The organism is Paenibacillus sp. A3 (assembly GCF_001399685.1).
Lineage (GTDB): Bacteria > Bacillota > Bacilli > Paenibacillales > NBRC-103111 > Paenibacillus_G.
This window is the reverse complement of the sequence record NZ_JTHN01000246.1, coordinates 1-13930: the sequence shown is the minus strand read 5'-3', so window position 1 is coordinate 13930 and position 13930 is coordinate 1. Positions and strand designations below refer to the sequence as shown.

General features: G+C 56.9%; 15 protein-coding genes. 12 read left to right on the top strand and 3 right to left on the bottom strand.

The window, feature by feature from the left end:
- Positions 1 to 72 precede the first annotated feature (72 nt).
- Entirely contained in the window at positions 73 to 369 is a 297-nt protein-coding gene (locus tag QJ48_RS31050) for a hypothetical protein (protein WP_054977208.1), read from the bottom strand.
- A gap of 221 nt (positions 370 to 590) precedes the next feature.
- Between QJ48_RS31050 and QJ48_RS31045 the strand changes: the two genes are divergently transcribed.
- The 6 genes from QJ48_RS31045 to cysC are packed head-to-tail and all read left to right on the top strand — an operon-like array spanning position 591 to position 6210.
- A complete protein-coding gene (locus QJ48_RS31045; protein ID WP_054977207.1) occupies positions 591 to 1436 on the top strand; it encodes an STM4015 family protein in 846 nt (281 codons plus the stop codon).
- The gene (locus tag QJ48_RS31040) at positions 1437 to 2624 is read left to right on the top strand and encodes an STM4014 family protein (protein ID WP_054977206.1); all 1188 of its coding nucleotides are present in this window, start codon (positions 1437 to 1439) and stop codon (positions 2622 to 2624) included. It abuts the gene before it with no gap.
- A gap of 3 nt (positions 2625 to 2627) precedes the next feature.
- Positions 2628 to 3413, top strand: coding sequence for an STM4013/SEN3800 family hydrolase (locus QJ48_RS31035; RefSeq protein WP_054977205.1), 786 nt, complete (start codon positions 2628 to 2630; stop codon positions 3411 to 3413).
- Between the two features lie 30 nt (positions 3414 to 3443).
- Positions 3444 to 4790, top strand: a complete 1347-nt coding sequence (locus tag QJ48_RS31030; protein WP_054977204.1) for an STM4012 family radical SAM protein — start codon at positions 3444 to 3446, stop codon at positions 4788 to 4790.
- Complete coding sequence (locus QJ48_RS31025; RefSeq protein WP_054977203.1) at positions 4781 to 5683, top strand: STM4011 family radical SAM protein; 903 nt, start codon at positions 4781 to 4783, stop codon at positions 5681 to 5683. The genes QJ48_RS31030 and QJ48_RS31025 overlap by 10 nt, the downstream gene beginning before the upstream one ends.
- Complete coding sequence (gene cysC, locus QJ48_RS31020; RefSeq protein ID WP_054977202.1) at positions 5671 to 6210, top strand: adenylyl-sulfate kinase; 540 nt, start codon at positions 5671 to 5673, stop codon at positions 6208 to 6210. Before QJ48_RS31025 ends, cysC begins: the two co-directional genes overlap by 13 nt.
- On the opposite strand, the gene QJ48_RS38220 is transcribed toward cysC, so the two are convergent.
- Positions 6204 to 6377, bottom strand: coding sequence for a hypothetical protein (locus QJ48_RS38220; protein ID WP_179223947.1), 174 nt, complete (start codon positions 6375 to 6377; stop codon positions 6204 to 6206). The two genes, cysC and QJ48_RS38220, sit on opposite strands and share 7 nt — an antisense overlap.
- A gap of 214 nt (positions 6378 to 6591) precedes the next feature.
- Between QJ48_RS38220 and QJ48_RS31015 the strand changes: the two genes are divergently transcribed.
- Positions 6592 to 8388, top strand: a complete 1797-nt coding sequence (locus QJ48_RS31015) for a M3 family oligoendopeptidase (protein ID WP_054977201.1) — start codon at positions 6592 to 6594, stop codon at positions 8386 to 8388.
- A gap of 176 nt (positions 8389 to 8564) precedes the next feature.
- Positions 8565 to 9218: a deoxynucleoside kinase gene (locus QJ48_RS31010; RefSeq protein ID WP_054977200.1), complete on the top strand. Its 654-nt coding sequence runs from the start codon at positions 8565 to 8567 to the stop codon at positions 9216 to 9218.
- A 109-nt stretch (positions 9219 to 9327) separates the two neighbouring features.
- On the opposite strand, the gene QJ48_RS31005 is transcribed toward QJ48_RS31010, so the two are convergent.
- Positions 9328 to 10680 carry an LLM class flavin-dependent oxidoreductase gene (locus tag QJ48_RS31005; protein ID WP_054977199.1) on the bottom strand — a complete coding sequence of 451 codons (1353 nt, stop codon included), beginning with the start codon at positions 10678 to 10680 and terminating at the stop codon, positions 9328 to 9330.
- A gap of 148 nt (positions 10681 to 10828) precedes the next feature.
- On the opposite strand from QJ48_RS31005, the gene QJ48_RS31000 reads away from it, so the two are divergent.
- The 4 genes from QJ48_RS31000 to QJ48_RS30985 form a co-directional block, all read left to right on the top strand.
- A complete protein-coding gene (locus tag QJ48_RS31000) occupies positions 10829 to 11587 on the top strand; it encodes an S-layer homology domain-containing protein (RefSeq protein ID WP_054977198.1) in 759 nt (252 codons plus the stop codon).
- A gap of 307 nt (positions 11588 to 11894) precedes the next feature.
- Complete coding sequence (locus tag QJ48_RS30995; RefSeq protein ID WP_054977197.1) at positions 11895 to 12680, top strand: methionine ABC transporter ATP-binding protein; 786 nt, start codon at positions 11895 to 11897, stop codon at positions 12678 to 12680.
- On the top strand, positions 12677 to 13345 hold the full coding sequence (locus QJ48_RS30990) for a methionine ABC transporter permease (protein ID WP_054977196.1): 669 nt from the start codon (positions 12677 to 12679) through the stop codon (positions 13343 to 13345). The genes QJ48_RS30995 and QJ48_RS30990 overlap by 4 nt, the downstream gene beginning before the upstream one ends.
- Positions 13346 to 13415: 70 nt before the next feature.
- Positions 13416 to 13930 (top strand): MetQ/NlpA family ABC transporter substrate-binding protein (locus QJ48_RS30985; RefSeq protein ID WP_237763122.1); only part of this gene is annotated, 515 nt, incomplete at its 3' end.

Sequence of the window (13930 nt, the reverse complement as noted above, 5' to 3'; positions counted from 1 at the left end):
GGATAAAGGTCCGTTGCGGAACGAAGGGACAACCCCGGAGACCGCGCGGACTTTTTGTATTTAATCTTAGTTTTAGGAAGCTTCCGTAATTTTCTGATTTCTTAGCTTGGCTTTAATCATTTTGATCCGCTGCTGGGCGTAAAACTCGCATGCCGCTCCACTCAGGCTGCTGAGAGGAACTTGTAGCTCGGTATGGTTGTCGATAATGATCATCGATCCGTTCTCGAAAAATTTAAAAGTAAGGTCGGCCGAGAACGGCTCTGAAGCATCCAAAATTTTTTCGATCTGCTGCTCCGTGAGCTGTTCGCCATTTTCGGCCATGACACTTTTATAGTAGTCCCGTTCGATAAATCTAACATTCGTCACCATCGTATCTACACTCCTCTCAGGAAATAGGAACATGCGTTCTTAAACTCTATTATACCAAACATTTGTTCGCAGTCAATACAATTTACAGAAAATTCTCTTAAGTTAATAAAATGTCTCATGATCCCGTACCTCCGGCATGACGCATAGCTTGTTCGGATTGACGAAACCAAAACCGGATGATAGTTTAGAAAAGAGTATGGCAGATAGTGGGAGGGTTATCGATGACAGAAGTCCGTTTGGAAATCGGCTACGACGAATACGAAGATGGAATGCGCATGGAGCAGTTGATCGAGCAGCTGGCCGCAAAGCCCGAGAGCCGGGAGGTCGTAGAGCTGACGATCGGCTCGTGGGGACAAGCCTATGAAGATGGGCCTGATACGTTCATGGATGTATTGATCGGGCATAAAGACGCTTTTCCGGCGCTGCGCAAGCTGTTTATCGGCGACATGGATTCGGAGGAATGCGAAATTTCGTGGATTATGCAGACGAATCTGGCTCCGCTGCTGGAGGCGTTTCCGCAGCTTACTTCGTTCTGCATTCAAGGCAGCACCGGCTTGTCCTTAAAGCCGTTGAAGCACGAACGGTTGGAAGAATTGGTAATTATCTGCGGCGGCCTGAGCAAGGAAGTGCTCGCCGATATTCGCGACGCCGAGCTGCCGGAGCTTCGAAAGCTGGAGCTTTATCTCGGCGTAGACGACTATGGCTTCGACGGAAGCCTGGAGGATGTTAAACCGCTCATGGAACCGGGGCGCTTTCCCAAATTGACTTACCTCGGTCTGAAAGACAGCGAGATTCAAGACGAAATCGCGATTGAGATCGCGAATTCGCCGATTCTCGATCAATTGCATACGCTCGATTTATCGCTGGGAACCCTTAGCGACAAAGGCGCGGAAGCGCTGCTGGAGAGCGAACGCGTCCGGAAGCTTTCGTTCCTCGACCTGAACTATCACTACATGTCGGACAAGATGGTAAGGCGCTGGCAAACGTCGGGCATGTCCGTCGATGTCAGCGACCAGCAGCAGAGCGACGATGACGACGACTGGCGCTATCCGGCGGTCACGGAGTAGATGCCCCGTCCGCTGATTGTTGTTGGCAATCCCGGCAACCGGAGGACAACGATGCTGCAGGAAGCTCGCCGGAGGATCGGGATGCCTCCGGCGATGATCGTGCCGTATCTCGATCTGCTGCAGGGACGCGTTCGCTGGCGGGAAATTACGGGCGGCGAGCCTGTCCTTGTCCGGCTGGACTCGCCCGGCGAGCATTTCCCGGTGGAGCGCGAGCTGATTGCGCTCGGTGCGGCCGACGGCGAGCAAGCGGACGAGCTGTTCCCATTGCCGGAGTTTCTGCCGATGCCGGTCATTTCGGCGCAAGCGGCCCGGAACTTGCCCGAACAACCGGGACGCATCTACTATCCATCGCAATGGTTTCGCGGATTTTGCCGGATGCTGTCCGGGCTTCGCGCCGACTTTGCCGAAACGGCGCCGGAAGCGCGCTGGACGAACGATCCGCGGGAAATCGCGGTCATGTTCGACAAGCGCCGCTGCCATAGGCTGCTCAGCTCCCGGGGCGTGCGGGTTCCCCCGGCTCCGGGGGAGGCCGGTTCTATCCGGAGCTACGACCAGCTCCGCGAAGCGATGGAGCGGACCGGCATGCGGCGCGTTTTCGTCAAGCTGGCGTTCGGCTCCTCGGCCTCCGGGGTGCTGGCTTACCAGATTAACCCGTCTACCGGCGCGGAACTGGCCGACACGACGATCGGCTTCGAGCGCCTTGGGTACGAACGGGTATATTACAATTCGCGCCGTCTTCGCAGATACCGGGAGCGCCCGATCATCCGCGAAATCATCAATTGGCTGGGCGCTCAAGGCATGCACGTCGAGCAGTGGGTGCAGAAAGCATCGCACGACGGCCGTGCATTCGATATCCGCCAACTCGTCGTCGGCGGCGAAGCGTGCCACCGGATTGCCCGGCTCAGCCGCACGCCGATCACGAATCTGCACCTGCGCAACGAGCGGGCCGGTCTGGAGGAGCTCGGGCTGTCCGCGGCTACCGTTCAGGCGGTGGCAGAAGCGGGGGAACAGGTCGCATCGCTGTTTCCGTCCTCCGCTGTGGCAGGGATCGACGTGCTTCTTGCCAAGGGCGCCTTGCGTCCTTATATCGTCGATATCAATCCGTTCGGCGATCTGCTGCTGAACGTTCGTTACGAAGGCATGGACACCTACGAATGGCAAATGACCCGCATGTTAAAGGATGAATGAAGCATGGGCATCAATATGAACGACATTGTCGGCACCCACGACATTTTGTTTGTGACGCTTGATACGCTTCGCTACGACGTGGCGAAGCTGGAGGAAGAGAACTGCCCCAATCTGTGCGGCACGGGCGGCTGGGAAAAACGTCATACGCCGGGCAGCTTTACGTATGCCGCGCATCACGCGTTCTTCGGCGGTTTTTTGCCGACGCCTGCGAATACGGACAAAGCGAGCCATGTCCGGCTGTTCCACTCGAAAAATACGGGACTGCCGACCAATCCGAACACATGGCTGTTCGATACGCCCGACATCGTCTCCGGCCTTGCCGGGGAAGGGTACCGGACGATCTGCATCGGCGGTGTCATTTTTTTTACGAAAAAAGTGCCGCTGGCGAAAGTGTTACCGTCGTATTTTCAAGAGAGCTACTGGCGTCAGACGTTCGGCGTAACGAATTCGCGCTCCACGGAGCATCAGGTGAACCATGCGCTGAAGCTGATCGGCTCTGCCGACCCGGACCAGAGGCTGTTTCTCTTCATGAACGTAAGCGCCATCCATGGTCCGAACCATTATTTCGTACCCGGAGCAAAACGCGATTCGGTGGAAACTCAGCGGGCGGCGCTGCGCTATGTAGACGGACAGCTTGGAAGGCTGTTTGAGGCGATGCGCGCGCGGGGCAAGACGTTCTGTATCGTCTGCTCCGACCACGGAACCGCTTATGGCGAGGACGGGTATCACGGCCACCGGCTGGCGCACGAGGTCGTATGGAACGTGCCGTACCGGGAATTCATTCTTTAGACATAACAGCTATCAAAGGAGGGATATCAAGTGGAATTCCGGGAATCAGAAGACATCCGGCGCTGGTCGGAGCAGATCGCCGCATCGCCCTACCGGTCTTACTTGTACTCCTATCCGCATAAAACGGCCTATCGCGAACTGAATCCGCCGCTGCCGCTGCACGAGCTGTGGAAAAGCGAGAGCGGGGAGTCGTTCTTTTTATATATGCACATTCCGTTCTGCGCGGCCCGGTGCGGGTTCTGCAATCTGTTTACGCTACCCGACCGTAACGCCGACGCGCACGAGCAGTATGTCGCTGCATTGGAGCGTCAGGCGAGGCAGTGGGCGCCCATGGTTTCTCACCGGCCTTTCTCCCGCTTTGCGATCGGCGGCGGGACGCCGACACTGCTGAACGAGCGGTTGCTCGAACGTTTGTTCGACATCGCGGAGCAGGTGATGGGGCTCGATCCGGACCGTGCCTCGATCTCCGTCGAGACATCCCCGGATACCGTGACCGATGCGCGAATGAAGCTGCTGAAGGAGCGGAAGGTCGACCGGGTGAGCATGGGCATTCAAAGCTTCATCGAAGCGGAAGCTGCTGCGATCTACCGCCCGCAAAAGCCGGGTGAAGTGATGCGCGCGCTCGAAGTGCTGAAACGGCACGACTTTGCCGTGCTCAATCTCGATCTGATCTACGGACTGCCCGGCCAGACGGTGGAAACGTGGCTGTATTCGCTGGATCGGGCGTTGGAATATGAGCCGGAGGAAATTTTCATTTACCCGCTGTATACGCGCGAGAATACGATCTTGAAGCCGGAGGAACTGCACCGGACAGGGCAGGATCATCGGCTAGACATGTACCGAGCTGCTTGCAAGCGCTTGAAGGAGAAGGGCTACGAGGCGTTCTCGATGCGACGGTTCGCCAAGCCGGACGCGAAGTCCGGGAAGAACCTGCTGCCTTACGGCTGTCAGGAGGAAGGGATGGTCGGTCTCGGCTGCGGCGCGCGTTCGTACACGAGGGAAGTGCATTACGCTTCCCGCTACGGCGTAAGCTACAAGGCGACCCAAAGCATTATCGCCGACTATGTCTCCGCGTCAAACTACAGTACGGCCGATTACGGCTACGTCTTGAACCTGGCCGAGCAGCAGCGCCGTTTCGTCATCAAGGCACTGCTTCACCGCGAAGGGCTGGAGCGGCACGCTTATGAAGCAAGGTTCGGCAGCGATCCGTTCGCCGACCGTCCCGAGCTGAGCCGATTGCTGTCTGCCGGGTTCGCCGTACTGGAAGACGGTACGATGCGCCTAACGGACGAAGGCATGGCCTATTCCGATGCGATCGGCGACTGGGTGATCTCGCCGGAGGTCAGGGAGCGGATGGAGGAATACGTATGCGTGTAAGCACCACGCTGTACTACCGGGGCGCGTTATCCTCCTGCAACTACGATTGTCCGTATTGTCCGTTCAGCAAAACGACGGACAGCCGCGAGACGCTGGCGAAGGACAAGGCGCAGCTGGAGCGGTTTGTAGCATGGGTCCGGGAGCAGGGGGAGGACGGCAGGCGTTTGTCCCTCTTCTTCAATCCGTACGGCGAGGCGCTCGTCCACCGATGGTACCGCGAAGCGTTAACGGAGCTGTCCCATCTGGAGCACGTCGACAAAGTGGCGATCCAGACAAACTTGTCCGTCAAGCTGGATTGGACGAACGGGCTGAACAAGGAAAAGGCGGCGTTCTGGGTTACGTACCATCCCGGTCAAACGAGCGAAGCGTCGTTTCTGGCCCAGTGCGTGCAGCTTTACGACAAAGGGATTTCTTTCAGCGTCGGCTCCGTCGGAATCAAAAGCTATCTTGAGCCGATCCGTTCGCTGCGACGCGCGCTGCCTCAGGATGTTTACTTATGGGTGAACGCGTATAAGGACCAGCCGGCGTACTATTCGGTCGAGGAGATAGCGGCCTTTCGCGAGATCGACCCTTATTTCGAGTGGAACACGCGGGATTATGACAGCATGGGGAAGCCTTGCGCCACGGGAAGCCGCGTGTTTTTCGTTACGGGCTCGGGGCTGGTCAAGCGCTGCTATAAGGACCGGGGAGTGATCGGGCATTTGTACCGCGACGGCTTGGAACGATTGTCCGCAGAGAGACCGTGCCGGATGAAAACGTGCGGCTGTTATATCGGCTACGTGCATATGCCGGAGCTGTCGATGGAGTCGGTTTACGGAAAAGGTATATTGGAACGAGTTCCCAGTATGGATGCGCGATATGCCAGGAAGGAGGAATCGCCATGCGGCCTCTGAACGAAAGGGAAGGCGCCGTTCTCTGGTTTACCGGGCTATCCGGTGCGGGGAAGACGACGACGGCGCGGGAGGCGGCATCCGTGCTGCGCGAACAGGGACGCCGGGTCGAATGGCTGGACGGAGACGAGCTGCGCAAGACGCTGTCCAGCGATCTGGGCTTCACCCCTGCCGACCGGCTTGAGCATATACGCCGGATTGTCGAGCTTGCGAAAACGCACGCCGATAGCGGCACAGTCGTTCTCGTGTCGGCCATCACGCCGTACCGCAGCATGAGAGCTTACGCGAGGTCGGTGCTGCCGCGGTTCATGGAAATTTATGTAGAGTGCCCGCTGGAAGTATGCGAACGGCGGGACGTCAAGGGGCTGTATGCCAAGGCGCGGCTCGGGCTTATTCCGAATTTTACCGGACTATCCGACGTCTACGAGCCTCCGGAGCATGCGGAGCTCACGATTCATACGAATGAGAATTCCCCGACACATAACGTGGAGAAAATTATGCTGGCGCTGCACGCGTTGGAAGGTCATTGATTTTTCTCATAAATGCGGATCGGTCTGCGGATTTCCGCATAGTTTTCATCGATATCCCGTTTAAGCGATTCCAGAAGATGCAGAGCTTCTTTTTGCTGCTGCTCGTCAGCGATGGATCGGAGGAGTGTCTGAAGACGGTCCAATCTCGTTTTTGTTACAAATCTCACGGTATGTCCTCGCGATCTGCCTCAAGCCGTTGTTTTCTAAAATGATTCGCAGACGTTCTCCGCTTTCAGGCCGGGCCGGCCGGGCAACGCGGCGCACAGCCGAATTGAAGGCTTCCGGAAGGGATAATTGACCGTTTGTAGAATAACATGAAGTGCGCAGTTTTTCGCGTTACCATTCGTTTACATATACTCTATCCGAAAGGGGTTCCCTTGGATGAACCGACCTTTGCAGCAAACTTGGGATCTGGACGTATTCTTTCCGGGAGGCAGCGACTCTCCCGAATTTGCGCAATATATGAACGCGCTTGAAGCCGACACGAACCGCTTCCGCAGCGGGCTGGATGCTCTGCCGTCGCCGCAGACTTCAGAAGCTGTCGCCGCTTTGCAGGGCTTCGTGGAGCGGCTGCAGGAGTTGCAAACACGGCTGCGTCAAGCGGCCGCCTTTATCGTCTGCTTGTCCGCGCAGAACCAGGCGGACCGGGGCGCCGTTCGGCTTGGCGGCCGGTTGGATGGCATTCAGGCAAACTACCAGTCCGCCATGACGCGCTTCGACGTGCTGCTTGCAGAGATGCCGGACTCCGCCTTCGCACAATGGGTCGGCAGCGGAGCGATGGCCGAGCTCGCCTTCAATCTGGAGGAACGCCGGACGCAAGTGAGAGACAAGCTGCCGCTGGAGCAGGAAACGTTGGTGAACGACCTCGCTGTAGACGGCTATCATGGCTGGAGCGCCTTGTATAGTACGATCGTGAAGCAAATCCAGCTTCCCTACGAAAAAGACGGGAATACTGCCATGCTCTCGGTCGGGCAGTTTTTCAACCAAATGCTCAAAGAGCCGGATCGGGAGAAACGGGGGCGCTTGTTCCGGCAATGGGAAGAGATGTGGACGGCCCAGGAAGATTTTTGCGCCGATGCGCTGAACCGGATTGCAGGCTTCCGTCTCCAACTGTACAAGCACCGGGGTTGGGATTCGGTGATCCGCGAGCCGCTGCAAAACAACCGGATGACCAACAAAACGCTGCAAACGATGTGGGATGTGATTGAGAAGAACAAGCCGGTATTTATCGCTTATCTGGAGCGGGTTGCCAAGCTGATGGGCGTGGAGCGCCTAGCCTGGTCCGATCTGCATGCGCCGCTTGAGGGCAAGGACACGGACGTCTCTTACGACAGGGCTGCCGTGATGATCGAGGAGCAGTTCCGACTGTTCTCGCCGCAGCTCGCCGACTTTACCGTGCGCGCGTTCGAGGAGCGTTGGGTGGAGGCGGAGGACCGCCCGGGCAAACGGCCCGGCGGCTTTTGCACTTCATTCCCGATCAGCAAGCAGAGCCGGATCTTCATGACTTACTCCGGGACGGGGAACCTGTCGACGCTGGCGCACGAGCTCGGCCATGCGTTTCACCAGCATGTGATGAACGAGCTTCCGCCGATGACGCAGCGGTATGCGATGAACGTGGCGGAGACGGCTTCAACCTTTGCCGAATTGATCGTCAGCGACGCTGCGCTGAAGCAGGCGGATACACGGGAGCACAAGCTGTTCCTGCTGAATGATAAAATTCAGCGGGCCGTCACCTTTTTCATGGATATTCATACGCGCTTCCTGTTCGAGACGCGGTTCTACGAAGAGCGCAAGGCCGGACTCGTCGGCCCGGACCGGTTGAACGAGCTGATGATCGAGGCTCAAAAAGACGCGTTCTGCGGCGCTCTGAGCGAGTACCACCCGCATTTCTGGGCGGCGAAATCGCACTTTTACCGGACCTCCGTGCCGTTCTACAACTTCCCGTACACGTTCGGCTTCCTGTTTTCCTCGGGCATCTACTCGCGTGCGCGTCGGGAAGGCGAATCGTTCGAGGCGAAGTACATTGCTTTGCTGCAGGACACCGGCCGCCTGACGGTCGAGCAGTTGGCAAGTAAGCACCTGGGAGTGGACCTGGAGCAGCCGGAGTTTTGGCAGCAGGCGGTCGATCTTTCCATCGAAGACGTGAAGCAGTTCCTCGCTTTAACGGATGAAGGCTAAGCTACGGAAGCGGTCGCCATGACCGCTTTTTTCTTTGGATGCGAACGTGCAGCCGTTTATCGTAAATTGAGACAAAACCGGGCTTTCCTGCTATAATAAAGCAGTTGTTTTAAGCCATGAATGAGCATTGTTAAAATGATAAGCTTCACGGAAGCGGCATAAGGAGAAAGGGGACAATGTCAGTGATTGTTGTCGGGGGGATGATCGGTCTGGGGAAAACGTCCGTAGCCGAATTGCTGGGGCGGGAGCTCGGATCGGAAGTATTTTACGAGAGCGTGGACGATAATCCGATTTTGCCGCTTTTCTATACGGCATCGAAGGAAGAGATCGAGAAGCACCGGTATCCGTTTTTACTTCAGTTATACTTTCTGGACAGCCGGTTTAAGTCGATCAAGAAGGCGCTGCGGAGCAACCGCAACGTTCTGGACCGGAGCATCTACGAGGACTGGTATTTTGCAAAAGTAAACCGCGAGCTCGGACGTATCAACGATCTGGAATTCCAGGTGTACGAGAACCTTGCGAACAATATGCTCGAAGAGCTGGAGGAGCTGCCGAAGAAAGCTCCCGATCTGATGGTTTATTTGAAAGGCTCGTTCGAGACGGTGCTGCGGCGCATTTCGCTGCGCGGACGCGATTTCGAGCAGGACGAATCACTTGTCGAGTATTACCGGTATTTGTGGAAAGGGTACGACGAGTGGCTAATGAAATATTACAATCAGTCCGACGTGTTAATCGTCGATATGGACCTAACGGACGTAGTGAACAACCAAGAAGATGCCCGGAAGCTGGTGGAGCAGGTGAAGGACAAGCTCAGCGTGTTGCAAATGTAAACGGATGATCTCCGCGTCCGACAAGACGACGGTTACCATCCATACAAACGAAAGACCGGAACTCCTTCGCAGGCGAAGGGGCCCGGTCTTTCGCTATTCATCATGTAAACTAATGTTGCGGCTGCTCCGCTCTGGAGACGGCGAACCGGTTCTGCGGCTTCGGCAGGTGAAAATGGTCTCTCAGCGTACTGCCCTTGTACTCCGTACGGAACAGCCCTCTTTGCTGCAGCAGGGGCACGACGTGCTCCACGAAATCTTCCAAGCCTTGCGGAAGCAGGGGAGCCATCAGCATAAAGCCGTCGGCGGCTCTTTCCGTAAACCAGGTTTCCAGCGTATCGGCAATTTTCTTCGGCGTGCCGACAAAGTGATCGCTGCTGAACGAACCGGTCAGCAGGGAATAAACCTCCCGCAGCGTCGGGTTTTCCCGCGCAATCACGGGCCGGTGCTTGATGTAATCGGATTTCGTCTCTGGCAGCCGGTCCAGTCCGAAGTCCACCGCTCTCGAATCGAGGGTGGCTTCCGTAAAATCAACGCTTTTGAAATAGTCGGACAAGAAGCCGATGCCCGTCTCCTCGGTAATGTAGGACTCCAGCTGCTTCAGCTTCCGCTTCGCGGCTTCCTCCGTTTCGGCGATGACCGGAGAGATGCCCTGCAAAATATACACGTCGTCGGCCGACCTTCCCGCAGCGGCGACCTTGCTCTTGAAGGAGCGGTAAAACTGCTTCGCGTCGTCGATATCGTATTTGATGGAAAACACGACCTCCGCCGTGCTTGCGGCAAAGCTTTGCCCGGATTCGGAATTGCCGGCCTGCACGAGGACAGGGTGGCCCTGCGGGGACCGGCTGATGTTGAGCGGACCTTGCACGTTGAAAAAATCGCCTTGGTGGTTGATGCGGTGCAGCTTGCCCCGGTCGAAAAACTGCCCGCTCTCCTTATCGCGGACAAAAGCGTCGTCCTCCCACGAATCCCACAGTCCTTTGACGACTTCGAGGAACTCCTCCGCGCGCTTATAGCGCAGCGAGTGCTCGTAATGCTCCTTGCCTCCGAAGTTGAGCGCCGTATTTCCGGACAAGTCCCGGGTCGTGACGATATTCCAGCCGACCCGGCCTTTGCTGATATGATCGGCCGACATGAAGAGGCGGGCCAGATTGAACGGCTCGATGTACGAGGTGGAGGCGGTGGCGACGACGCCGATCTTCGAAGTAGCGCCCGCCAGCGCGGTAATGAGCGTGATCGGTTCGTAGCGGTTCAAAATATTCGGATGGGACGCTTCGTTGATCGCGAGGCTGTCGGCGATAAAGGCGATGTCGAATTTTCCGCGTTCGGCAAGCTGCGCGAGACGCTTGTAATAATCGATGTCGATACTTGCATCCGGTTGGGCATCGGGATGCCGCCACGAAGCGACATGCATACCGGTACCGACCAAATAGGCGGACAGTTTGATTTGTCTTGTTCGGGTCACAAGTCATACCTCCATATATCCGAGTTAATCAATGTAATTAATTTGTTATAATTTAGCATGATCTTGCAACCCCGTCAATTCCTCTTTGCATCCCGGTCTAAAGTCCAGCCATTCCCTAGCCGTATGTCAGAATTCATTTCCCGCACGATTGACGAAAACATCCCTTACTCAAGTCACGGCGGAGCCGGACGGCAAGCTGATCGTGGAGACGCCGGGTGCCGGAAAGCAGGAGCTGAAGCAAATCGACGACCGCTTGTTCAAGGATGCGGACGGCAATCTTCTGGTGTTCCAAGAGAACGCCGACAAGTCGATCGGGTATTTGCAATACCGCTACGAGCTCAGCACCTCGAAAAAGCTGAATGTGCCGAAGCCTTTCTCCGACGTGCGCAAAGAGGACGGTTACGCCTCTTACATCGCAACCCTGCAGCTGCTTAATCTCGTCAAAGGCAAGGCGGACGGCATGTTCGGCCCGTCGGAGCCGATCACGCGCGGGGAATTCGCGGCGCAGGCGGCAGGCCTGCTGTTCATGTCGCTGTCCAAGAAGCCTGCGGCCTTTGCGGATACGCAAAGTCATCCGGCGGCGGCAGCGATTCGAACACTGTATGAGCTTGGGGTGATCCAAGGCTCATCCCAGTCCGCTTTCGAGCCGGATAAGCCGATCACCCGCCAAGAGGCCGCAGTCATCGTGGCGCGGACGATCCAGCTCGGCGGCGCTTCGCCGATGGATGCGAAGCTGAGCGGCCATGCCGATCCTTGGGCGCTCGACGGCGTCAAGCAGATCGTTGCGCTTGGCCTGTTCGGGCCCGAAGTGAAAGAAGCCGCCGACGGCTCCGTCGACTACAAAGCGCAGCAGCCGATGCTTCGTCAGGAGGCAGCGGCGTTGTTCGCAAAAGCGTTGTCCAGTTAAGTTAAACAGGCAGCCTGAGGGAAGCAGGGCATTCGCGGATCGCGGCAGCATCGGTGTGATCCCCCGGAATCCCGGCACTCCGGCTGCTTTTTGGCGTTCGTTCCCCACTGTAGATACCTTGCTAAAAGTTCTTGACAGCGCCGGGTCCATCCTTTAAATTAAATAAATATAATCGGTATAGTCGGAATTAAAAACGACGACTTGCACAATTAGTTGACCAGTCCACTGGAAACTAAGCTTTCCCCGAGCTATGGCTGCGGGGCGACGCTTGGTTTTTTTATTTTTATCCCGAAAAGCAGGTGAAGGAATGATCGTCATTCGCAATCTTAGCAAATCGTACAAAACGTCGTCAGGCGCATTTCCTGCACTTCAGAACGTCAGCTTGCAGATCGAAAAGGGGGATATCTTCGGCATTATTGGCTTCAGCGGCGCGGGCAAGTCGACGTTGATCCGCTGCCTCAACCGGCTGGAGGAGCCGGATTCCGGCAGCATCGAGATCGAGGGCACGGTCATTACGGACTTGAATGGGAAGGAGCTGCGGCTGGCCCGGCAAAAAATCGGCATGATTTTTCAGCAGTTTAATTTGCTGGACGCGAAGACAGTATACCAGAACGTCGCGTTTCCTCTGCAGGTCGCCGGGCATCCGAAAGCGCACATCCGCGGGCGTGTCCGCGAAATTCTCGACCTTGTCGGCCTGGGCGATAAAGAGAACGCCTATCCGTCGCAGCTCAGCGGCGGCCAGAAGCAGCGGGTCGGCATCGCGAGAGCGCTCGTGAACGAGCCCGACGTGCTGCTCAGCGACGAAGCGACGTCGGCGCTCGATCCGCAGACGACTTACTCCATCCTGGAACTGCTCAGGGACATTAACCGTCAACTTAAGCTGACCGTCGTTCTGATCACGCATGAGCTCGACGTGCTGCAGCATATTTGCCGCAGCATGGCGGTGATTGAGGGCGGTCGCATCGTCGAGACCGGGCCGGTCGACAAGCTGTTCCTGAATCCCGAGAGCGATACGGCGCGGCGATTCGTCCGCATTCTGGAGCATTACCGCGACAGCCGGTATGTGATGGAAGGAGTGGGAGCGGGAATATGAGAGACGACCTGATCGAACTGCTGCTGCAGGGACTTGGCGAGACGGTCTACATGGTGCTCTGGTCTTCCGTCTTCGCGCTCGTGCTCGGCATTGCGCTGGGCATTACGCTCGTCGTGACGGAGAAGGGCGGTATCCTGGAAGCGCCGCTGCTGCACAAAATTATCGGGACGGTCATCAACAGCGTGCGTTCGCTGCCCTTCATTATTCTGATCATTCTGCTGCTGCCCCTCTCCCGGCTGATCGTCGGCACCTCGCTCGGTCCGACAGCCGCCATCGTGTCGCTCTCGATCGGCGCGGCGCCCTTCCTGGGACGGGTGATCGAGAATTCACTCAAGGAAGTGAGCGCGGGCAAGATCGAGGCCGCCAAAGCGGTCGGCGCCTCGCCGGTCACGATCATTTTCAGGGTGCTGATTCCCGAAGCGCTGCCGGCGCTTGTCCGCGCGATGACGATTGCGGTCATTGCGATTACGGAATTCACCGCCGTGGCCGGCGCGATCGGCGCGGGCGGTCTGGGCAGCCTGGCTATCCGCTTCGGGTACCAGAGGTTTCGCGAGGACGTCTTGATCGCGACCGTCCTGCTCATCATCGTATTGGTCCAGATCATCCAATGGTCGGGTGACTACGTTGCCAAATCGATCGACAAGAAGCGGTATAAGCCAGATTGAACCCAGACATTGCGTTATGTGAAGAAACGGTGGATTTTCATCATTTTAATTATAGAAAGTAGGCGGTAGTATGGGTAAAAAAGGTCTTTTCTCACTCGCATCCATCTTTGTTGTTTTTGGTGCTATTGTTTCAGGCTGCGCCTCGGGCGGCACCGCACAGGCCCCGGACACGAAGGCTGCGGCGCAAGGCAATGCAGCCGGTACGGCCAAACCGGCGAAAGAAACGACGCTGAAAATCGGGGCGGCCGCCGTGCCGCATGCGGAAATTTTGAACTTCGTCAAGCCGAAGCTGAAGGAGCAAGGGGTCAACCTCGAAGTGGTCGTTTACGACGACGAAGGGCAGCTGAACCCCGCGCTGAAAGACAAGCAGATCGACGCGAACTACTTCCAGCACGTTCCTTATCTGGATTCGGTCAAGGGCGAGAAGGGCTATGATTTTGCCGTCACGACCAAGGTGCACGTGGAGCCGATCGGCTTCTATTCGAGCAAGCTGAAATCGAAAGACGAGATCAAGGAAGGGGCACGGATCGGCATTCCGAACAACCCGTCCAACGAATACCGCGCGCTGATGCTGCTGCAGCAGCA